The sequence below is a fragment of the Exiguobacterium sp. H66 genome (assembly GCF_018618705.1).
Taxonomy (GTDB): domain Bacteria; phylum Bacillota; class Bacilli; order Exiguobacteriales; family Exiguobacteriaceae; genus Exiguobacterium_A; species Exiguobacterium_A oxidotolerans.
Genome location: NZ_JACSMQ010000002.1, coordinates 92,002 through 113,480, shown reverse-complemented (window position 1 = coordinate 113,480; position 21,479 = coordinate 92,002). Strand labels below are relative to the sequence as shown.

The 21,479-nt window shown below is 47.9% G+C and carries 26 protein-coding genes and 1 riboswitch; of the genes, 20 read left to right on the top strand and 6 right to left on the bottom strand.

Going from position 1 to position 21,479, the window contains the following annotated elements:
- Positions 1-36 precede the first annotated feature (36 nt).
- The 12 genes from KNP88_RS03900 (at position 37) to KNP88_RS03845 (ending at position 11,702) form a co-directional block, all read left to right on the top strand.
- Positions 37-1,263: an MDR family MFS transporter gene (locus KNP88_RS03900; protein ID WP_088837699.1), complete on the top strand. Its 1,227-nt coding sequence runs from the start codon at positions 37-39 to the stop codon at positions 1,261-1,263.
- 156 nt (positions 1,264-1,419) lie between these two features.
- Complete coding sequence (gene sufC, locus KNP88_RS03895; RefSeq protein WP_012371204.1) at positions 1,420-2,205, top strand: Fe-S cluster assembly ATPase SufC; 786 nt, start codon at positions 1,420-1,422, stop codon at positions 2,203-2,205.
- An 18-nt stretch (positions 2,206-2,223) separates the two neighbouring features.
- Complete coding sequence (gene sufD / locus KNP88_RS03890) at positions 2,224-3,501, top strand: Fe-S cluster assembly protein SufD (RefSeq protein ID WP_088837698.1); 1,278 nt, start codon at positions 2,224-2,226, stop codon at positions 3,499-3,501.
- A 1-nt stretch (position 3,502) separates the two neighbouring features.
- The gene (locus KNP88_RS03885; RefSeq protein ID WP_029331277.1) at positions 3,503-4,726 is read left to right on the top strand and encodes a cysteine desulfurase; all 1,224 of its coding nucleotides are present in this window, start codon (positions 3,503-3,505) and stop codon (positions 4,724-4,726) included.
- A complete protein-coding gene (gene sufU, locus KNP88_RS03880) occupies positions 4,716-5,150 on the top strand; it encodes a Fe-S cluster assembly sulfur transfer protein SufU (RefSeq protein ID WP_029331275.1) in 435 nt (144 codons plus the stop codon). The genes KNP88_RS03885 and sufU overlap by 11 nt, the downstream gene beginning before the upstream one ends.
- A gap of 32 nt (positions 5,151-5,182) precedes the next feature.
- Positions 5,183-6,580: a Fe-S cluster assembly protein SufB gene (gene sufB / locus KNP88_RS03875; protein ID WP_028105809.1), complete on the top strand. Its 1,398-nt coding sequence runs from the start codon at positions 5,183-5,185 to the stop codon at positions 6,578-6,580.
- A gap of 297 nt (positions 6,581-6,877) precedes the next feature.
- Entirely contained in the window at positions 6,878-7,438 is a 561-nt protein-coding gene (locus KNP88_RS03870) for a dihydrofolate reductase family protein (protein WP_214892349.1), read from the top strand.
- A 120-nt stretch (positions 7,439-7,558) separates the two neighbouring features.
- Positions 7,559-8,401: a DUF72 domain-containing protein gene (locus KNP88_RS03865; RefSeq protein WP_214892347.1), complete on the top strand. Its 843-nt coding sequence runs from the start codon at positions 7,559-7,561 to the stop codon at positions 8,399-8,401.
- 20 nt (positions 8,402-8,421) lie between these two features.
- Positions 8,422-9,726: a bifunctional metallophosphatase/5'-nucleotidase gene (locus KNP88_RS03860; RefSeq protein ID WP_214892345.1), complete on the top strand. Its 1,305-nt coding sequence runs from the start codon at positions 8,422-8,424 to the stop codon at positions 9,724-9,726.
- A gap of 64 nt (positions 9,727-9,790) precedes the next feature.
- Entirely contained in the window at positions 9,791-10,690 is a 900-nt protein-coding gene (lipA, locus tag KNP88_RS03855; protein ID WP_088837694.1) for a lipoyl synthase, read from the top strand.
- Positions 10,691-10,795: 105 nt separating this feature from the next.
- Entirely contained in the window at positions 10,796-11,161 is a 366-nt protein-coding gene (locus tag KNP88_RS03850; protein WP_088837693.1) for a YutD family protein, read from the top strand.
- An 88-nt stretch (positions 11,162-11,249) separates the two neighbouring features.
- Positions 11,250-11,702 (top strand): general stress protein, encoded by a 453-nt coding sequence (locus KNP88_RS03845; RefSeq protein WP_088837692.1) that lies wholly within the window; start codon positions 11,250-11,252, stop codon positions 11,700-11,702.
- Between the two features lie 47 nt (positions 11,703-11,749).
- Here the strand turns inward: KNP88_RS03845 and KNP88_RS03840 are convergent, their stop codons facing one another.
- Both KNP88_RS03840 and glpX read right to left on the bottom strand, forming a co-directional pair.
- A complete protein-coding gene (locus KNP88_RS03840; protein WP_088837691.1) occupies positions 11,750-12,028 on the bottom strand; it encodes a DUF3055 domain-containing protein in 279 nt (92 codons plus the stop codon).
- Between the two features lie 38 nt (positions 12,029-12,066).
- Positions 12,067-13,047 carry a class II fructose-bisphosphatase gene (glpX, locus tag KNP88_RS03835; RefSeq protein WP_088837690.1) on the bottom strand — a complete coding sequence of 327 codons (981 nt, stop codon included), beginning with the start codon at positions 13,045-13,047 and terminating at the stop codon, positions 12,067-12,069.
- 155 nt (positions 13,048-13,202) lie between these two features.
- Here glpX and KNP88_RS03830 point away from each other — a divergent pair, with 155 nt between their 5' ends.
- Both KNP88_RS03830 and KNP88_RS03825 read left to right on the top strand, forming a co-directional pair.
- Positions 13,203-13,646, top strand: coding sequence for a DUF86 domain-containing protein (locus tag KNP88_RS03830; protein ID WP_214892343.1), 444 nt, complete (start codon positions 13,203-13,205; stop codon positions 13,644-13,646).
- Positions 13,647-13,652: 6 nt separating this feature from the next.
- Positions 13,653-14,417, top strand: coding sequence for a TIGR01457 family HAD-type hydrolase (locus KNP88_RS03825; RefSeq protein WP_088837688.1), 765 nt, complete (start codon positions 13,653-13,655; stop codon positions 14,415-14,417).
- A 46-nt stretch (positions 14,418-14,463) separates the two neighbouring features.
- Here the strand turns inward: KNP88_RS03825 and KNP88_RS03820 are convergent, their stop codons facing one another.
- Positions 14,464-14,691: a NifU family protein gene (locus tag KNP88_RS03820; protein WP_012371190.1), complete on the bottom strand. Its 228-nt coding sequence runs from the start codon at positions 14,689-14,691 to the stop codon at positions 14,464-14,466.
- Positions 14,692-14,800: 109 nt separating this feature from the next.
- On the opposite strand from KNP88_RS03820, the gene KNP88_RS03815 reads away from it, so the two are divergent.
- On the top strand, positions 14,801-15,103 hold the full coding sequence (locus KNP88_RS03815; protein ID WP_214892341.1) for a DUF1462 family protein: 303 nt from the start codon (positions 14,801-14,803) through the stop codon (positions 15,101-15,103).
- A gap of 356 nt (positions 15,104-15,459) precedes the next feature.
- On the opposite strand, the gene KNP88_RS03810 is transcribed toward KNP88_RS03815, so the two are convergent.
- A complete protein-coding gene (locus tag KNP88_RS03810) occupies positions 15,460-16,512 on the bottom strand; it encodes an NAD(P)/FAD-dependent oxidoreductase (RefSeq protein WP_214892339.1) in 1,053 nt (350 codons plus the stop codon).
- A gap of 92 nt (positions 16,513-16,604) precedes the next feature.
- On the opposite strand from KNP88_RS03810, the gene KNP88_RS03805 reads away from it, so the two are divergent.
- Complete coding sequence (locus tag KNP88_RS03805) at positions 16,605-16,838, top strand: YuzB family protein (protein ID WP_088837684.1); 234 nt, start codon at positions 16,605-16,607, stop codon at positions 16,836-16,838.
- 60 nt (positions 16,839-16,898) lie between these two features.
- On the opposite strand, the gene KNP88_RS03800 is transcribed toward KNP88_RS03805, so the two are convergent.
- Complete coding sequence (locus KNP88_RS03800) at positions 16,899-17,465, bottom strand: ECF transporter S component (RefSeq protein WP_088837683.1); 567 nt, start codon at positions 17,463-17,465, stop codon at positions 16,899-16,901.
- Positions 17,466-17,622: 157 nt separating this feature from the next.
- Positions 17,623-17,762: riboswitch (FMN riboswitch) on the bottom strand.
- Between the two features lie 116 nt (positions 17,763-17,878).
- On the opposite strand from KNP88_RS03800, the gene KNP88_RS03795 reads away from it, so the two are divergent.
- The 4 genes from KNP88_RS03795 to KNP88_RS03780 all read left to right on the top strand — a co-directional run bounded on the left by KNP88_RS03795 (position 17,879) and on the right by KNP88_RS03780 (position 20,283).
- A complete protein-coding gene (locus KNP88_RS03795) occupies positions 17,879-18,229 on the top strand; it encodes a HesB/IscA family protein (protein ID WP_029331252.1) in 351 nt (116 codons plus the stop codon).
- A 124-nt stretch (positions 18,230-18,353) separates the two neighbouring features.
- A complete protein-coding gene (locus KNP88_RS03790) occupies positions 18,354-19,220 on the top strand; it encodes an NAD-dependent epimerase/dehydratase family protein (protein WP_214892337.1) in 867 nt (288 codons plus the stop codon).
- Complete coding sequence (locus tag KNP88_RS03785; protein WP_214892335.1) at positions 19,217-19,726, top strand: GNAT family N-acetyltransferase; 510 nt, start codon at positions 19,217-19,219, stop codon at positions 19,724-19,726. Before KNP88_RS03790 ends, KNP88_RS03785 begins: the two co-directional genes overlap by 4 nt.
- 215 nt (positions 19,727-19,941) lie before the next feature.
- Positions 19,942-20,283 carry a GNAT family N-acetyltransferase gene (locus tag KNP88_RS03780; protein WP_214892334.1) on the top strand — a complete coding sequence of 114 codons (342 nt, stop codon included), beginning with the start codon at positions 19,942-19,944 and terminating at the stop codon, positions 20,281-20,283.
- 81 nt (positions 20,284-20,364) lie between these two features.
- On the opposite strand, the gene KNP88_RS03775 is transcribed toward KNP88_RS03780, so the two are convergent.
- Positions 20,365-21,360, bottom strand: a complete 996-nt coding sequence (locus KNP88_RS03775; RefSeq protein WP_088837679.1) for an NAD(P)/FAD-dependent oxidoreductase — start codon at positions 21,358-21,360, stop codon at positions 20,365-20,367.
- Positions 21,361-21,479 lie beyond the last annotated feature (119 nt).

Below are 21,479 nucleotides of genomic sequence, written 5' to 3'. Positions count from 1 at the left end.
GAATGCATTATTTTTTTAGTTGAAGGGGGATTCTAGGTGCACCGTTTACGACAGTTACATCCGCTGACGATCGGCGTCCTGCTCGGAACATTTTTCTCACGGCTCGGGACGTTCATCACGATGCCATTCTTTGCGATTTATTTATCGACGGTGCTGAAGTTCAGCCCGGTCGATGTCGGCTGGGTCCTCAGTATTTCAGCCGTCTCGAGTCTTGTCATGAGTTTCATCGGCGGGACCTTGTCTGACCGTTACGGGCGTCGGACGATGATGCTGACCGGAACACTCGGCTTCGTTTTCGTCTTCATCGCCTTGGCACAGGTCGAGACGTTTTGGGCGTTCTTTACCTTGAGTGCCTTGAACGGCGTGTTTCGCTCCATTTTTGAACCATCCGCCCGTGCCCTGATCAGTGACACGACGGATGAAAAAAATCGACTGTTCGTCTTCAACATCCGTTATGCCATGATCAATGTCGCGGCTGCGATCGGGCCGGGGATTGCGTTATTGCTCAGTGCCGGCAATACAGCGATTACCTTCTATATAACAGCCTTTGTTTATCTCGCGTACGGGATTGCGATTTTTATCCTGTTTCAGCGGTATCCGATCACAGAGAGTCACGGCGGGAAAAAAGTTTCGTTCGGCGCAACCGTTCAACTGTTGAAAACGGACGTTGCTTTCACGTTTGCCCTCGCCGGTATCATCTTCGGGATTCTCGGCTACAGTCAGTTCAACTCGACGTTGCCGCAATTTTTGACGACGACGACGTTACTGTCCGGTGGGACTAGTTTGTTTGCTTTATTGATCACGATTAATGCCGTGACCGTATTAGTCGTCCAGTACCCGATCATGAAGTTCGGAATGAAGACGTCGCCGCTCGTCTCGATTACGGTCGGGATTGCGACCGTCGCGTTCGGTTTATTCGTCATGGGGAATGCCGGAACGGTCTGGTTGATGATCGGTGCGATGTTCATCTTCACGTGCGGGGAAGTGATGATGTTCACGATGACGGATATCTTGACCGATAGTTTTGCGAAACCGGAATTACGGGGCAGTTATTTTGGAGCGATGGGCTTAACATCGATTGGTCAGTCAATCGGACCGGTCATCGGCGGACAATTACTTTTTTATTTTGGCGCCGATCGTCCGTTGCCGATTTTTGGTTGCTTAGCCCTCTTGACATTACTCGGAATACCACTGCTCTTACTGTCACAGCGGGTTCACAGACGATCGAAGGTGGAAGAAGAGAAAGAAGTTGTATCACTTTAAAGTCATTCTCACTAAAAGGCTTCATTTTGAGAAAAAACCATGAGCGATGACGCTTGAATAATGTGGTATGATTCATTAAGATTAGAATGATACTAAATTAGTAACTCTCGTGAACTGAATCGTCAGACACGAAATGAATAGATGGAGGGATTCTACATGAAGGCTTCACACTTGAAGATTGAAGATCTACACGTCGCAATCGACGGCAAAGAAATCTTGAAAGGCGTTAACTTAGAAATCAAAGGCGGCGAAATCCACGCGGTCATGGGACCAAACGGGACAGGTAAATCAACACTCGCGTCTGCATTGATGGGTCACCCAACGTATGAAGTAACATCTGGATCAGTCACACTCGACGGAGAAGATGTTCTTGAGATGGAAGTTAACGAACGTGCGCAAGCAGGAATGTTCCTCGCCATGCAATACCCAAGCGAAATCAGCGGTGTTACGAACTCTGACTTCCTTCGTTCAGCAATCAACTCACGTCGCGAAGAAGGCGATGAAATTTCACTCATGAAGTTCATCCGTCAACTTGACGCACAAATGGGACTTCTTGAAATGCCAGGCGAAATGGCACACCGTTACCTCAACGAAGGTTTCTCAGGCGGAGAGAAAAAACGGAACGAAATTCTTCAAATGACGATGCTGAAACCAGCAATCGCAATCCTCGACGAAATCGATTCAGGTCTTGATATCGATGCACTTAAAGTCGTTGCAAAAGGTGTTAACGAAATGCGTTCACCTGAGTTCGGTTGCCTCATCATCACGCACTATCAGCGTCTCTTGAACTACATCGAGCCTGATTTCATCCACATCATGATGGGTGGAAAAATTGTCATGTCTGGCGGAAAAGAACTTGCACACCGTCTTGAAGCAGAAGGATATGACTGGGTTAAAAAAGAACTCGGCATCGAAGAAGTCGAAATCGAAACAAAAGCGTAAGACGAGGGAGGAAGCATGATGACTGTAGAACTGAATCTTGCCGTAAATCGCGAGGCAGTGGCAGAACGTGCGACTCGCTTAGGGGAGCCCGCTTGGATGATTTCTAAGCGCCAAGATGCACTTGATCTTGCCCCAACGCTCGCATTGCCAAAAGTAGAAAAAATTAAAATCGGTGGCTGGAACTTCACAGAAGGCACAGCAGATCTTGAGACGGCAACAGGTCTCACGCCGGATATCGAAACATTAATCGGTGAAAACCGTGACCATATGTTGATCACGCGTAACGGACAACTTGTCCATGCGCAAAACAGTGAAGCAACGAACGGTGTCATCTTCACGACGCTTGAGGATGCGATGAAGCATCATCCGGAACTCGTTGAGAAGTATTTCATGACAGAAGGCGTTAACGTCAATGAAGACCGTCTCGCAGCACTCAACGCAGCACTCATGAACGGCGGAACATTCTTGTACGTACCTAAAGGCGTTAAGCTGACGGTACCGATGCAAGCAATCTATACGCTCGAACAAGCAGGCGGCGCACTTTACCACCACGCAATCATCGTTGCCGATCAAGACAGCGAATTGACGTATATCGAAAGCTTCGTCTCTTACGGTGAAGAAGCACATAACGTCAACGTCGTGACGGAAGTGTTCGTCGAAGCGAATGCAAAAGTTCTTTTCGGAGGCGTTGATACGCTTGCGAAAGGTGCTGTCACGTATATGAACCGCCGTGGTGTCGTCAAACAAGGTGCGAAGCTCGAATGGGCACTCGGTCACATGAATGACGGACATACGATCACAGAAACGAAAACGCATCTCGTCGGGAACGATTCGTTCTCAGATACGAAAGCCGTTACTGTCGGTCGTGGCGATCAAAAACAAAACTTCAACGTCCGGACGGATCATTTCGGTAAAGGATCTGAAGGATTCATCTTGATTCACGGTGTCCAAAAAGATTCTGCGACGTCGATCTTCAACGGAACGTCAATGATTCACCATGGTGCGTCGAAATCAAACGGAGTCCAAACGGAACGTGTGCTCATGTTGTCTGAAAAGGCACGTGGTGACGCAAACCCGATCCTCTTGATCGATGAAGATGATGTCATGGCAGGACACGCGGCATCTGTCGGCCGTGTCGACGAACTTCAACTTTACTACTTGATGAGCCGTGGGTTGTCACGTAAAGAAGCAGAACGCCTTGTCGTTCACGGTTTCTTACAACCTGTCGTCTCTGAGCTTGCGATTGACTCCGTCAAGGAACGTCTCGTTCAAGTGATTGAAGGGAAAGTAAACTAATATGGGAATCGATGCATCCATCCGCAATCAGTTTCCGATTCTTGACCAACAGGTTAATGACCGGAAACTCGTCTATTTAGATAGTGCGGCTTCGTCACAAAAGCCGCTCGTCGTCATCGAAGCGATCGACAACTACTACAAGACGGTTCATTCGAATGTGCACCGTGGCGTCCATACGCTCGGAACACGAGCGACGGATGCGTACGAAGGTGCGCGTGAGAACGTACGTCGTTTCATCAAGGCGCAACACCATGAAGAAATTATCTTTACCCGTGGGACGACGACGGCGATTAATATCGTCGCGTCCAGTTACGGAATGGAGCATGTGCAAGAAGGCGACGAGATCGTCGTCACCTATCTTGAGCACCATGCGAATCTCATTCCGTGGCAACAAGTCGCGAAAAAGAAAAAAGCGAAATTGAAATATGTCGATTTGACAGCTGATGGTCGCGTGACGATTGAAGCTGTCAAAGCACAAATTTCCGATCGGACGAAAGTCGTTGCGATGGCACATGTCTCGAACGTCCTCGGTACGATCAATCCAATCAAAGAAGTGGCGCAACTCGCGCATGCCGTCGGTGCCGTCATGGTCGTCGATGCAGCGCAAAGTGCACCGCATCAAAAAATTGACGTCGTCGATCTCGACTGTGATTTCCTGGCGTTCTCTGCCCATAAAATGTGTGGACCAACAGGAATCGGCGTCTTATATGGTAAAAAAGCATTACTGAATGCGATGGAACCGGTCGAATTCGGAGGCGAGATGATTGATTACGTCGGACTTGAAGAATCGACGTTCAAACCATCACCGTACCGTTTTGAAGCTGGTACACCCATCATTGCGGGAGCAGTCGGTCTGTCGGCAGCGATTGATTTTCTAGAAGAAATCGGTCTAGAGAACATCGAAGCCCATGAACGTGAACTCGCGCGGTATGCGATGGCACAGATGCGTGAAATCGATGGATTAACGATTTATGGTCCAGAAGAACGTGTCGGTCTCGTCACATTCAATCTCGGCGATGTCCATGCACATGATGTCGCGACGGTACTCGACATGCAAGGCGTCGCAGTCCGCGCCGGTCATCACTGTGCACAACCACTGATGCGTTGGCTCGGTGCCAGTTCAACGGCACGAGCAAGCTTCTACTTGTATAACACGCAAGAAGAAGTCGATGCCTTAGTGACAGGACTTCGTCAAACGAAGGAGTATTTCAGTCATGGATTTTAACAATCTCGATCACTTGTACCGTCAAGTGATCATGGATCATTATAAAACTCCTCGTAATCGCGGTGCGATCGAGGGAGGCGTGACGATTGATATGAACAACCCGACGTGTGGAGACACGATTCGCTTACAGCTCGCGATCGAAGACGATATCGTCCAAGATGCGAAGTTTGACGGCGAAGGGTGTTCCATCAGTATGGCGTCCGCGTCGATGATGACACAGATCGTCAAAGGAAAAACGGTCGAAGAAGCATTACAACTCGCAGAAATCTTTTCTGAGATGGTTCAAGGGAAAGACTATGATGATGAGAAGTTTGATCTTGGGGACGCAGAAGCACTTTCCGGTGTGACAAAATTCCCAGCACGTATCAAGTGTGCGACACTTGCTTGGAAAGCGCTCGAACGTGGCGTGGAAGAAGGCAAGTAACTTCGGTCAGTAAGTAAGAGGAGGAAATGAACATGGCTAAGAACATGCCTGAAATTGGCGATTATAAATATGGTTTCCACGATCGCGATATCTCGATCTTCCGTTCTGGACGTGGCTTGACGACAGAAGTCGTCGAAACGATCTCGAAAATGAAAGAAGAACCACAATGGATGCTCGACTTCCGTTTGAAATCGCTTAAGATTTTTAACGAACAAGCGATGCCAGCTTGGGGTGGCGATTTATCAGATCTTCGTTTTGACGACATCACGTATTACGTGAAGCCATCGGAACGTGCTGAAAAATCATGGGATGAAGTACCGGAAGAAATCAAACGTACGTTTGATAAACTCGGTATTCCGGAAGCAGAACAAAAGTACTTGGCAGGTGTTTCGGCACAGTACGAATCAGAAGTCGTTTACCACAACATGAAGAGTGAACTTGAAGATCAAGGGATCGTCTTCAAAGATACAGATACAGCACTCAAAGAGAACGAAGACTTGTTCCGTGAGTACTTCGGTAAATTGATTCCGCCGACAGATAACAAATTCGCTGCCCTTAACACAGCGGTTTGGTCGGGTGGATCGTTCATTTATGTACCAAAAGGCGTCAAGATGGATACGCCGCTTCAAGCCTACTTCCGCATCAACTCGGAAAACATGGGTCAATTTGAGCGGACGCTCATCATCGTTGACGAAGAAGCATCTGTGCACTACGTCGAAGGATGTACGGCACCGGTCTACACAACGAACTCGCTTCACTCGGCGGTCGTTGAGATCTTCATCAACAAAAACGCGTATTGCCGTTACACGACAATCCAAAACTGGGCAAACAACGTCTACAACCTCGTGACGAAACGTGCGATCTGTGAAGCCGGCGCGACGATGGAATGGGTCGATGGTAACATCGGTTCGAAATTGACGATGAAATACCCAGCCGTCATCTTAAAAGGTGAAGGATCACGTGGGATGACATTATCAATTGCCATCGCGGGTAAAGGGCAACACCAGGACGCGGGTGCGAAAATGATCCACCTTGCGCCAAACACGTCGTCAACGATCGTCTCGAAATCGATTTCTAAACACGGCGGGAAAGTCACGTATCGCGGAATCGTCCACTTCGGCCGTAAAGCGACCGGAGCGCGTTCGAACATCGAATGTGACACACTCATCATGGATAACCAATCGACATCGGATACGATTCCGTACAACGAAATCCTCAACGATAACATCTCGCTTGAACACGAAGCGAAAGTATCGAAGGTCTCGGAAGAACAATTGTTCTACCTCATGAGCCGTGGGATTTCACAAGAAGAAGCAACAGAAATGATCGTCATGGGCTTCATCGAGCCATTCACAAAAGAATTGCCGATGGAATATGCGGTCGAAATGAACCGTCTCATCAAGTTCGAGATGGAAGGTTCGATCGGATAATCTAACTCCGAAAAAGAATTTTACACTCATCACGCGCTTTATCCGTTTTCCTTTAGGAATCGGGTGAGGCGCGTGATTTCGTTTAGATCAAAATCTGGTCTCGTACTTTTTTAGGCAAAGCAGGGGTGGACAAGAATAAGCTTCTTCCTTTTCCGTTGCGTTCCTCGGGCGAGGGGAAAGCCATTGCTCCTTATTCGAGCGGACAATCCGTCTGGCATACGGTCTTATATTGTTGATTGTTCTTTCCGACAACGGGTAGAGAGTAAGAAACAGTTCTCTCGAAAGGAAGGATGACCGATGCGACCGATCGTCTACTCATTTCAAGTATCGCTTGACGGCTATCTCGAAGATGGGCAAGGCTTACTCCCCTTTACACCTGACAAGGAACTCCATCGTTACTTCAATGACTACGAAAAACAGTTTGATACACATTTCTATGGACGGAAATTATATGAAATGATGCATCCGTTTTGGTCGAACGTAAGCGACACGGAAGAAGTTGCAGAAATTCGTGACTATGCACTGATTTGGACAGGAATCGAGAAGATTGTCTTCTCCCGGACATTGACGCACGTCGATGGGCATGCCCGGCTTGCAACAGGGACGATTGAAGAAGAAGTCGAACGTTTACGGGGGATGCCCGGCAAACGGATATCCGTCGGTGGCGCAAATCTTGCTGCACAATTCATGCAACGTGACTTGATTGATGAATACCATGTTGTCGTCTATCCTGTCCTGCTCGGAGGCGGAAAACGGATGTTTGGACGACTCGATCAATCACTTTCTTTACGCCTCGTCGAACAACGGCACTTTGCTTCTTCCGGCTGTGTTGTCCTTCGATACGAACGAACACGCTGACGACAATCTTCGAGAAGAAGTTTTCGATTTAGCTGTGATATGATAAGAAAATAGACAGTGCAAAAAAGCCTGCGTCAAAAAAAGCGATAGGTCTTTTTTGTCGTAAGGAGGGATAAGCGGATGATTTATGTCGGCGTGACCGGTTGGGGGGATCATGATAGCCTCTATCCGACACCGCAAGACCGAAAAGAAAAACTGGCTGCCTACGCGGGACATTTTCCGGCAGTCGAAGTCGATTCGACGTTTTATGCGATTCAACCGGAACGGAACTATCAAAAATGGGTCGCAGAAACACCAGACGCCTTTCGCTTCATCGTCAAAGTACACCGGGCGATGAGCGGGCACGATCGGGACAACAAAGATCCGCTCGGTCCGATTTTCGAACAATATATCGCGTCAATTGAGCCGATGCGAAAGAGCGGGAAGATTGCTGCGATTCTCGTCCAACTGCCACCTTGGTTCGACGTTAGTAAAGTTCACCTTGAATACTTGCAAACTGTTCGTAAATCGCTTGCGGGACTCCCGGTTGCGATCGAATTCAGAAATCCGTCCTGGTACTCGGAAGCCTACCAGGAACGGACACTTCGTTTTTTAGCAGAGCATCAGTTCATTCATACGATTTGTGATGAGCCGCAGACAGAAGACGGTTCCGTCCCGTTTGTTCCTGTCGTCACGCAAGAAACAGCGTTCGTCCGCTTGCATGGTCGGAACAAAAACGGCTGGCTGAAAAAGCCGGGGCAAAGCAGTGACGACTGGCGGAAGGTCCGTTGTTTATACCGGTACTCGGAAGAAGAATTACAAGAATTAGCAGAACATGTCCGGACGCTTGCAGGACAAGCGAAAGACGTGTATGTTTTCTTTAATAACAATTCAGCAGGCGATGCCGCGCCGAATGCGAAACGTCTGATTGAGATCCTTAATCTCGATTATGAACTCGCTCCCCGGCAAATCTCGTTGTTTTAATTTTAGAGGAGGCTTTGAGCGTGAAGTTACACGTCATCCATTACAATGATCTTCATTCACACTTTGATATGTGGCCTCGCTATATGTCGTTCATCAAGGAACACCGGACGTACGACTCCCTTGTCTTTGATTTAGGGGATCATGCAGACCGTGTCGCACCGGCGACGGAAGCGACGCAAGGAAAAATCAATACCCATCTCTTAAATGAGTTAGCACCGACTGCCGTGACGATCGGAAACAATGAAGGAATCACGTTTCCCCATGACTGGCTTGCGGCACTCTATACAGAAGCGACGTTCCCTGTACTCGTCTCGAATATGACAGCACCGTTCGCGAAGTCTGGCATGATTCAGGAACTTCCGACCGGTAACGTCGGAGTCTTTGGTCTGACGGCCCCTTACTATGAACTGTATGAGTTGCTCGGGTGGACAATCGAAGACCCGTTCGAAGCAGCAGCGCGTGAAATCGAGTCGCTTCGCGGACAGGTCGACGTCCTGATTTGTTTGAGTCACCTTGGATTTTATCAGGATGAGGAACTGGCAGAACGGTTCCCGGAGCTTGATTTAATCATCGGAGCCCATACGCATCATGTCTTAGACGATGGTGTCGTCAAGAATGGTGTCTTGATTGCTCAAGCCGGTAAGCACGGTCAATACGCAGGTGAGATTTATCTCAACACGGATACCGGTGAAAAAGAAGCCGTCTTGCACCCGCTCCACGACTATGCGGCGGATGAAGCGAGTTCCGGATTACTCGACCGTGAACAATATGCTGCTGAAAAAGTGATGAAACAACCGATTGGCAGGACATCAGGTCTAGCGAATGACTGGTTTAGTCCGTCACCGTTCTCCCAACTGTTAGCAGAGACGATGCAGGACTGGTGTAAAGCAGATATTGCTTGTGTCCCGGCTGGTATGTTGCTCGGTTCGCTATCTCCGGGTCCTGTCTCTTCCTTCGACCTGCACCGGTTATGTCCGCATCCCATCAATCCGTGTAATGTCACGATGACAGGACGGCAACTGATGACGTTCATGGAAGAAGTCGAAACGAATCAGTTTGAACAGTTAAAAGTCCGTGGACTCGGGTTTCGCGGGAAATTGATGGGGAAAATGCATTACGCAGGACGTGACTCCGTTTTAGCCACACTGGACGAGTCGGCGCACTACACGGTCGCGATGCCAGACATGTTTACGTTTGGACCTCTCTTCCCAGCAATCAAAGACATGCCGAAACAGTATTTCATGCCGGAGCTTTTACGAGATTTGCTATTTAACCGGCTATCGGAGAAGTCAGAATTCACTGAATTGCATGCCCCTAAACGATAATTGTTTGGTATACTGAAACAGAAAATAAATGACTTTTTTTGGGGATGAAGGGGGAAGTGTATTTATGGCTAGAGGAGAGATTCAACGGAAACCAGAATGGCTAAAAATCAAGTTGAACACGAACGAGACCTACACAGAGCTTAAGAGTATGATGCGAGAAAAAAAGCTACATACTGTCTGTGAGGAAGCGAAGTGTCCGAACATCCATGAGTGCTGGGCCGTTCGCCGGACGGCGACGTTTATGATTCTTGGAAGTATCTGTACACGGGCATGCCGTTTTTGTGCTGTGACGACAGGACGTCCGAATGAACTCGATTTAGAAGAGCCGACACGTGTCGCAGAATCGGTTCGTCTGATGAACTTGAAACATGCAGTCATCACGGCAGTAGCACGTGACGACCTGAATGACTTCGGGGCAGGAGTTTACGCCGAAACGGTCCGTGAAGTACGACGGATGAACCCGGAGACATCGATTGAAGTCTTGCCATCTGATATGGGTGGAAACTTTGATGCGCTCCAAACCTTGATTGAAGCGAAACCGGACATCATGAACCATAACATCGAGACGGTTCGACGCTTGACACCGACGGTCCGTGCAAAAGCAACGTATGACCGGACACTCGAATTCCTTCGCCGTTCAAAAGAGCTTGCTCCTGAAATCCCGACGAAATCAAGTTTGATGTTAGGACTTGGTGAAACGTGGGAAGAGATTTTACAGACGATGGATGATCTTCGTGCGAACGACGTCGATATCATGACAATCGGTCAGTATCTTCAACCGACGAAAAAACACCTGGATGTCATCAAATACTATACACCACAAGAATTTGCTGAATTAAAACAAATTGCGCTTGGCAAAGGCTTCTCACACTGTGAAGCCGGTCCACTCGTCCGCTCTTCTTATCATGCGGATGAACAAGTCAACGCAGCGAAAAAGAATAAAGCTGCTTTACCAATCGATTGAGTAAATGAAACTGTCTCAGTAGCCGACTGGGACGGTTTTTCGTCTGCGCGGAGATTCGTTTTCAGAAATGAATATGCTATGATAATAGGAGCAGGGGGTGGAAAAATGATACAAGTCAATCGCGAACGATATGAAATCGTCGAAGAAAAGCGTGAAGGTTTCAATGAGGAAGCTTTCATCGGACGATTCAGTGATGTCCTCGAAAAATATGATTACATCGTCGGAGATTGGGGGCACGGTCAACTTCGACTACGTGGCTTCTATAATGACGATCACATCAAGGCGACGTTTGATACGAAGATTTCGCATGTTGCGGATTATTTATATGAATACTGTAATTTCGGCTGTGCTTATTTCATCGTCAAGCGGATGGAGCCGGTAGAAGGAGAAGAAGCACCACCTCGCTTCGACGGATCTTCGGCCAATACGTTGAAGCTTAAACGTAAATTTTCTCCGACTGAAGAAGCATAGTAATCAAAAAGACATATTTAAAAGCGTTTCTGATGGGCTGATTTCGGCTATTACTATAAGTATCACGTACCTATAGGGGGAACCATCCATGAGAATCGTCGGGATTTATAAAACTGTGCCAGAAATCGTTAGTGCTGTTCATGATTTGCGTGTCGCCGGAGTCATTTCAACGGACTTAAAAGTCGTTGCCCATGACCGCTATGATTTAGATCAAATCGAAGACATGGCAGATTTGCATAATCACCAGACGTCAACGAAGCTGTCGCAAGAAGAGCATATGAACTTATGGCATGAGATCAAAGGGATCTTCAAAAAGAAAGAAGCTGCTTCGACGACGCATACAGATGTGTTGCAAGCGAGTGGCTTAAGTAAAGAAGATGTCGACCGTGCAAACAAAGCAGTCGAAGACCATCAATTCGTCTTGCTCGTCGGGGACGAGGCAGATCAGCATTCAGAGCGTAAAGCTCATGATGATTCAGACAATACGAATGTGTTCAGTGGACCGAATACACTGAATGAACGCAATGATCGCCTCCTCTAAAATGCTTAAAAAGCAGCTCCATCCTTTACGGATGGAGCTGCTTTTTTTCATGTGAGACCAATGTATTCACTTAAATACCGTTCGAGTTCATCAGCTGCGTCTTCTTCGAGGTCGAAGGCATGAGCGATATAACCCGGTTCGTCAAAATCATCGGCACCGATGATTGCGAAGCGGTTCGAGAGTAAATTCAGCACTAAAATCTTTCCGAAAAAATGTTCCGAGTGCGTGATTGCTAAATCGAACCGGCTCGTTTCACCAATCCAGCAAATAAACCGTGTTTTCGTTTGTTCGACATCATCATATAAAAAATCGCGTTCTTCCATCATGACGTGTAAAGTCCCTCATTTCCTAGTCTCTTTTCAGATTAAAGGGTTTGGGGAACATTTTGCAAGTACGGTTTGCGCGACAGACTGTGTTCCGCGATGACTTTACGGATGGTCCGTGTTTTTGAGCGCATGACGAGCGACGTCGTCTCTACGATATCGTCCGTGATGAACTTGACCCCGTCGAGCATTTCACCGGTCGTGACACCTGTCGCCGCGAAGATACAATCGTCGCTCTTGATTAAGTCGTCGAGCGTCAACAATTGTAACGGATCAGCAAGTCCCATCCGAATGACACGGGCTGTCTCTTCGTCATCCATCGGGTGTAAGCGTGCCTGCATGTCGCCACCCATTGCTTTTACAGCAGCAGCGGTGATGACGCCTTCCGGTGCACCGCCCGTTCCGATGAAGATGTCGATGCCTGTTGCCGGTGAAAGGGGGGCGATTCCGGCAGAAACATCGCCGTCCTCGAATAACCGGACGCGGGCGCCCATCCGCATAGCGGCTTCACGGAAGTGGTCGTGACGGGGGCGGTCTTGCATGATGACCGTCACGTCTTCAATCCGTTTATTGTTCAGTTCAGCTGCCTTTTCAATGATGACTTCGAGTGGATCGTCGAGCGAGACATGTCCTTTTAAGTTCGGACCGACCGTTAATTTATCCATGTACATATCAGGAGCATGCAAGAGTGCGCCTTGGTCTGCGACAGCGATGACGACCATGGCGTTACCGAGTCCTTTTGCGACGATGTTCGTGCCTTCGAGCGGATCGACTGCGATGTCGACGATCGGACCATTTGTCGTGCCGAGTTGTTCGCCGATGAACAGCATTGGTGCTTCATCGAGTTCACCTTCTCCGATGACGACTGTTCCTGTCATATTGACCGTATTCAAGACTTCACGCATCGCTGTCGTTGCGGCATCATCTGCCTCGTTCTTTTTCCCGCGACCAATCCATTTTGCAGATGCGAGGGCAGCAGCCTCTGTTGCGCGGACGATTTCTAATGCAAGTTCCCGTTCCATGTATAAATAACCTCCAAGTCACTTAATGTGACATACTATTTTGGGTAAAAATCTAAATTTAGGATAACACATTGAGGAATGTGATGCAAATGGCGTTTCTGCTTTTCATGGACCGCCGATAGGTCTAAAATGGAAGATGTGAGGGGGAATGCTAGATGTATTTCGTTAATCGGGAAAAGATTGAACAAACGGTGATTTGTTTCGAGACAGCGCTTCGTCAAAGCAAAGAGTTAACGGGGGATGCGGTGACGACAGCTTTAGCGTTGGAACGGATCGGGTTTTTAGTCATCGAAAGTATCATTGATATCGGAAATAGTATGATTGATGGTTTCATCATGCGTGATCCGGGAAGTTATGAAGATATCGTATTGATTTTAGAAGACGAGCGGGTGATTGACGCAGAACTCGCGACGAGCTTAAAACGAATCGTCGCACTGCGGACACCGATCGTCCGTGAGTTTACGAAGTCGAGTACAGCAGAAGTCCGGACGGTCTTGAGCGAAGAAGAAATAGAGCTTTGTCGATTTCCGTCCGCGGTCCGTCAATACTTAGAGACAGAACTCGGACCCGTCTCGGCATTTTTACCAAACGAGGAGTGAGTCAGGATGAAAGCGAAAGGTTATTTATTCGATTTAGATGGCACAATGTATAACGGAACAGAACCTGTTCAAGAAGCCGTTGATTTTGTCAATCGCTTGCAAGCAGAAGGCGTGCCGTACCTGTTCGTCACGAACAATGCATCGATGACAGCAGAGGCAGTCGCTGAAAAACTACGCGGCATGGGCGTTCATTCCGATGCAGGACATGTCTTAACGAGTGCGATGGCGACAGGTCGCTACATCGCAGAACTCGACCCAGGTGCAAACGTCTATGCGATCGGTGAACACGGGTTGCTCGATGCCTTAGAACAACAAGGACTTCAAGTCGTTGCCGATGAGCATGCGGATTACGTCGTCATCGGACTCGATCGTCAAATCACGTATGAGAAGTTAGCGATCGGTGCACTGGCGATTCGGGCAGGAGCACGATTCATCTCGACGAACGGCGATATCGCAATTCCGACAGAACGCGGCTTCTTACCAGGAAACGGTGCCTTGACTTCGGTTTTACGCGTGACGACAGAAAAAGAGCCGTTCTACATCGGAAAACCGGAACCGGTCATGGTCAACATCGCTGCTGAAATGATTGGTCTTGCGAAGGAAGATGTCATCATGGTTGGTGACAACTACCATACGGATATCTTATTCGGAATCAATGGTGGGATTCGGACGATGCATGTCAACTCGGGTGTCCATACGCCTGTCTTTATTCAAGGGCAGGATGTTCAGCCGACGTACATGGTCGATTCGCTTGCCGAGTGGATTTTATAACCATAAAAAACCCCCGACGACGGATGTCATCGGGGGTTTTTTCGAATTAGAAGACTTGTTCTACTTCAACGACGCCAGCTACTTCTTCAAGCAGGGCACGTTCGATACCAGCCTTTAATGTGATTGTCGAACTTGGGCAACTGCCGCAAGCTCCCATCAAACGAAGTTTAACGATACCATCTTCAACATCTACGAGCTCAACGTCTCCTCCATCACGAAGAAGGAACGGACGCAATTTTTCGAGGACTTCATTCACTTGATCAAACATTTCCATGCGTAAACACATCCTTTCTTATAAATTCATTGTAACAGGGTTGAAAAATGTTCTCAATCTGGAAAACTTGTATACTGAGAAAGAGTAAACGGAAGAAGGGGGATATCTGATGGAAATCAAGGTATATGGGGCAGCTGTGACGTGTCCGAGCTGTGTCGGGGCACCGAGTTCGGAAGAGACGTTCAGCTGGTTACAGGCTGTACTTGGACGGAAATATGAAACGGAGTTAACATTTGTTTACGTCGATTTTGAGAAGGCGACACCGAGTGACGTGTGGGTGGATGCTTTAAAAGACGACGAATATTTTTACCCACTCGTCTTACTCGATGGCGAAATGATTGACGAAGGGTATGTTCAACTGAAAAAAGTCACGCGTGCGATTGATCTGAAATTGAATCAGGCTGCGCAGTAAACTTCATTGACGTTTAAAAATCCCCAAAGTACCTAAGCGGACTTTGGGGGTTTCAGCGTGTAGACAAGGTGGTATGGGGTGATCAAAGCTTGTTTCTTCTTCGTTGCTTTCCTCGGGCGAGGCGCAAGCCGTTGCTCCTTGATCCTGGCGGACAACGAGCAGGGTCTTGCCTGCCTCTCGGCAGCGCGAAAAAACGCGCTTTTTCCCGCAGGAGTCAACGAAATGAAAAGCTTTTTAGGCCGGTGTAAGAAAAGGTGAGGAGAAAGCAGAGGCATGTAAGCCTCTTTACTCTAGATAAGTGGTGTATACAGCCTAAAATCCCCAAAGCGCCTAAATGGACTTTGGGGATTTTGCGTTTATTTAATCTTTTTATGTTTCCATAAAACACCTGATTTTAGAAGGCGTGGCACTTTTCCCGTCAGGGCCTGTTTACCCATGACGATTCCGAATCCGTCTGATTTCCCAAGTGACCCGAGCATGCCGCGTAATTTGATTTCCGGTAATTTCGGAAGTTTTTTTCCGGCCCATTTCGCTTCAAGGACATCAACGACTTGATCTGCTTGATGCTCTGCGAGCTGTCCGCTTGGTGCGTACGGGAGGCTCGCGCAATCACCGATGACGAATAAGTTATCGTATTCCGGAACGTGATGATGCTCCGCTAATTTAATCCGTCCGCCGCTATCTGCTTCAAATCCGAGGTCACGGACAACTTTGACGGGTTGCGTTCCGGCTGTCCAAATCGTTAAGTTCGTCGGATAGACGTCCTCACCGTTGCGGACATCATCTGCTGTGACGAGGGTGACGTTCGAATTGTTGATGACATCGACGTCATGCTCCTCGAACCATTCCTGAACGTAAGAGGATACTTTATCAGATAAAAACGATAGGACAGATGGACCACGATCGAATAAACGAATCTTCAAGTCCTTACGACTTTCGTGGAGTTCACTTGCCAGTTCAACACCCGAGAGACCGGCACCGACAATCGAGACCGTCGCGCCTGGCGACAGTCCACAAATCGCTTGATGCGTTTTGCGTGACTCTTCGAGTGTCTGAATGCTATAAGTAAACTCTTGAGCACCCGGTATGTTATGGTATTTATCTTCGCAACCTAATGCGATGATGAGATCGTCATAAAAAAGTTCTGTCCCGTCTTGCAAGAACACAAAATTCGTCTCTGGCGAAATGTTAACGACATGTCCATATTTATATGTGAGATGTTTCCCCTCCGGAAATTCAATCCGGACATCACGATCGGATAATGTACCTGCTGCAAGAGCGTAATACTCGGTCTTTAGTGCGTGATACGGCAATCGATCGACAAGCGTCACGGCGACCTCTTCATCCTTGAAGCGTTCACAAATTCGCATTCCGCCATATCCGCCACCTAAAACGACTAGTTGCTTCATAACTTAAAATCCCCCTTAGTTCCCCTAAATCAGTCTGACCTTGTATAATACGACAAGAGGAAGGTAAATTCCTGCTTAAAGGAGGAAAAAAAGTGAATCCCATTATTGAATTTTGTATCAGTAACTTAGCGGCAGGGACACAAGTCGTCATGTCACAACTCGAACGCGATCCGAATGTCGATGTCGTCGAGTATGGTTGTCTTGGCTACTGCGGCATCTGCTCGCTTGATCATTTTTGTCTTGTTGACGGCCAGACCGTCATCGGAGAGACACCGGAAGAACTGTTAGAAAACATCTACGCTAAAATCGAAGAAAATGAACTCTAAAAAAATCCCCCACCTCAAATGAAGTGGGGGATTTTGTCGGTCGGCGGGCGCGCCTAGGACTTATGCAGCTTGTTGACGACGGTTGATCCAAGGTTTTAATTTTAAGAACAGCGGAATGAAGAGTGCTGAGATGAAGAGGGCCTTGATGATGTTGAACGGCAAGATACCAGCGATGATCGTTGTCCATTTGACAGCCGGATCAAGCATGTAGTCCATCCCGAAGAACCAAGCATATGCCGGGAGGATCAAAACATAGTTGAGAATCGCAAGTCCAAGTGCCATGGTAATTGTTCCTGCGACTAAGCCGGTTGCAAGACCTTGCGTTGATTTCTTTTTATGGTAGAACCAGCTGACAGGAAGAATGAAAGCAACACCCGCTGCAAAGTTTGCAAGTTCGCCGACCGGAACACCGCTTCCGCGGAAAATATAATAGAGAACGTTCTTCAATGCTTCGACGATTACACCCGCTACCGGTGAGAACATGATAGCAGCAATCAACGCCGGGACATCACTGAAGTCGATTTTTAAATAGTTCGGTAAAAAGGGTAGTGGGAAGTTGAGTAACATAAGAACAAATGAAATTGAACCTAACATTGAGAGTGTGACCATTTTTTGAGTGCGTTTCATACGAGTAAAATCTCCTTTTTTTCGTTCCTCTCGATGAAGTATTGGCATGACTGCGTCCAAAATAAACCCCCGTTGAATAAGATTCAACAGGGGAGAAGTCCGCAATAAAATAAGCCTATCCGAAATGTGCAAAATCGGAATAAGTCTATATACATGCCGCCATCTTCTCCCATCCAGACTATACTGTCGGCTCCTGAGTCACACAGAATCAGCAAATAGCGCCCTATTCGCTCGCGGGCTTCAGACAAATGTCTGTTTACCGCCGGTCGGGAATTTCACCCTGCCCTGAAGATGGAACGATTTAATTTTTTTGATACAATTCATTTATACAACGAATTCAAGATAGTTTCAAGCAACTAGGTTTCGAATCTACGTAAAGTTGCGTATACTATAGAAAAAGGGAAGGTGATTACATGATCCAATTAACAGAAGCAGCTGCTCTTCAAGTCAAAGAGATGATGCAACAAGCGCCGGACGATGAAAGAAATCTCCGCATGCTCGTTCAAGGTGGCGGATGCAGTGGTCTCTCCTACGGAATGGGTTTCGATAGCCAAAAGGAGACGGACCTGACATTTGAGCAACATGGTGTCAATGTCATCGTCAATGAAAAAGACTATCCGGTCGTCAAAGGATTAGAAATTGACTATAAACAATCGATGCTCGGTGGCGGATTCACAATCACGAATCCGAATGCAATCGCGACATGCGGCTGCGGGACATCATTCAGAACAGCGACGAACGCCGGGACACCCGGTGGTTGCTAACTCACAACGTGGACCTCAGAGTCCGCGTTTTTTTGTTTTTTCGTGCGATACAGGATTTTAAGAATCGGGTAGAGAAGACAGTAAGGCAACGGAATGAGTACGTCATCATTAAGGAGGACTATCGATGCGAAAAGTGTTGATTTTTGGTGGGACACGTTATTTTGGAAGACGCCTGGCATTACGACTCGCTGACGCCGGCGATGATGTGACGCTCGTCACACGGGGGGAACATACGCCACCTGTCGCGAAGGGCTTGACATTCTTTAAAGGGGACCGGACGTCAAGCAGTACGATGAAAGATTTAGGCAGTCAAAACTGGGATATCATCTACGACAATATTTGTTTTAATCCATATCAAGCAAAACTTGCCGTCGATGCATTCGAAGGAAAGGTCGGACGCTACATCTTAACGTCGACGATGTCCGTCTATGACGGGGGAGGAGCAAATCTTTCAGAGCGGGATTTTAATCCGTTTCCCGGGAAATATGACTTGGAACAGGAGCATGATTACGGGGAAGGAAAGCGCCAAGCAGAAAGTTATTTCTTTCAACGGGCGACATTTCCTGTTATCGCCGTTCGCTTCCCGGTCGTCTTAGGACCGGATGATTACACGGAACGTCTCGTCTTCCATGTGAAACGTGCGCTCGCAGGGACTCCTGTGGTGGCTGAAAACCTCTATGCGAAGATGGGATATATCTCAAGCTATGAAGCGGCCTCGTTCCTTGAATGGTGTGGTCGTTCGACGATGACAGGACCGATCAATGCAGCGAGTGACGGGGTGTTATCGATTCAAGATTTGATGGATAAGATTGACCGTGTCGCAGGAAAGGAATCAACGTTCGCGACGAAGGGCGACGATGAATCACCACTGGCGCCGGAACGTGATTTCTACATGGATACGTCAGCAGCGAAAAAAGCCGGCTATTTATTCCAACACGTCGACGAGTGGCTCGATCGACTCATTGAAGAGGAGGTACGAAATCACAAATGATTACGTTAGTAAAACCGTCCGTCCATCTCGAAGCGGAATATATGGACTTTGTAGCAGAATGGGAACAATCCGGGGAACCGATTGTCCCGAGTGTCGTCAGCAAAACGTTTTTACCCCTCGCTGACTTTTTAGAGGAGCAGGAACAAGAGGCATTGACGGCTCCAGAGAACTGGGTGACGCACTCGACGTATTGGTTTTACGACGGGAAACAAATCGTCGGTGCTGTGAACTTCCGTCATGACTTAAACGATGGTTTAAAACAAATCGGGGGTCATATCGGATACGGGATTCGGCCGAGCGCCCGGAAGCGCGGTTACGCGACAGAAGGTCTGCGTCAAGCACTTGAAGTCGCAAAAGAACGTGGACTAGAATCGGTCTTGATTACGTGCAGTGCAGACAACATCGCGTCAGGACGTGTCATCGAAGCGAATGGCGGAGAAGAACTGGAGTCATTTATGAAAGAAGACGGGACACGTGTACGACGATTCAATGTCCAGCTGTCTTAACATCATTCTAATCATCCTACTTTGATTAGGATGATTTTTAATTTGAGGGAGGATAGTTATGCAGATAAGCCAAGCGACAGTAGACGACGCTGAAGCAATCGCGAACGTCCATGTTTCAGCGTGGCAAGAGACATACCGCGGCATCATTCCTGACGACTACCTCGATCAGTTGTCGACAGAAAAGCGTGCCGCTGCATGGCGGGAATTTTTAGTTGATGGACTTGTTTTTGTTGCTGTCGACGCAAAAAGGTTTGATTGGTTTTGCCCACGGCAAGCAAAATCAAACAGAATCGACGGAAGGCGAACTGTCAGCGATCTATTTGTTGCGTTCGTATCAAGGGCGCGGAATCGGTCGCTCCTTAGTCAACCGTGTCGTCGGTCAGTTGGAGGAACATGGTGTTACGTCACTCATCATTGCCGTGCTCGCGGATAATCCGGCCTGCCACTTTTATGAACGACTCGGAGGTATCCGTGTTTCCGAATGTGTGATTGAACGCGGTGGAAAAGAGCTAGAGGAATATGTATACCGAGTTGCTTTACCGATTGCTGCTTCATAAAGAAGAACACAGATTTTTTAGGAACCGCAAAAAAAGAAGCGTTGCTTCGATTTACACCGAGGAAACGCTTCTTCATGTCCATTAATGATTTTTTACTTTTTCGAACAGGCTGGTCGAGTGTTGTGGATGACGGGCGGACGGATCGACGAGTAGTTTCGCTTGATTGACAGCAATCGGTGCTTCACCGAAGCCGGTCGCAATCAATTTGACACGACCGTCGTACGTCGCGATGTCACCACAGGCAAAGATGCCGGGGATCGCCGTCTCCATTTTCGAATTGACGCGAATCGAATTGCGTTCAAACTCGACTTCCCATTCTTTTAACGGGCCGAGCGACGAAACGAAACCGAAGTTACAGACGACGTCATCTGCCCCGACGACGATGACTTCTTCCGTTTCCGCATGCTTGAACGTCAGAGTTTCGATACTCTCTTCACCGGTAACGGATTCGAGCGTATACGGTGTCATGACATTGACGGATGAGTTGTGGAGCAGTTCGACTGAATGTTCATGTGCACGGAACTTATCGCGACGGTGAACGAGCGTGACGGATTTCGCGATCGGCTCAAGCATCAATGACCAGTCGACAGCGGAATCGCCACCACCGAGTAAGACGACTTGACGATCTTTGAAGCGATCCATTTCATTGACGAAATAGTGCAAGTTACTCGTTTCGAAACGTTCGGCGTCGGCAACACCAAGTGGACGGGCGGCGAACGAGCCGTTACCTGCCGTCAAGATGACGGTCTTCGTGAAGTGTTCTCCCTTGTTCGTCACGAGGCGGATGATTCCGTCTTCGAGGCGCTCGTAGGCGACGACCGTTTCGCCGAGGACATACGTCGGGTCGAACTCATTTGCTTGTTCAAGCAAACGATCGACTAAATCCTGAGCTTTGACTTTCGGGAAGCCGGCAATATCATATATATATTTCTCGGGATAAAGCGTCGCCAGTTGCCCACCGAGTTGGGGGAGACTTTCGATGACTTTCGTCTTCATCTGACGCATCCCTGAATAAAACGCGGTGAACAATCCGACTGGACCGCCCCCGATAATCGTGACATCATATGGTTGGTACATCTGATTCCCTCCTATAGTTGGATACTCCTATTATATAGGTAGGAGGGGCGGGTGTTGCAAGTACGGGAAATCTTACATTTTTTTCAGCATTTCTAGAATTTTCTTTTGCAATCCGTCAG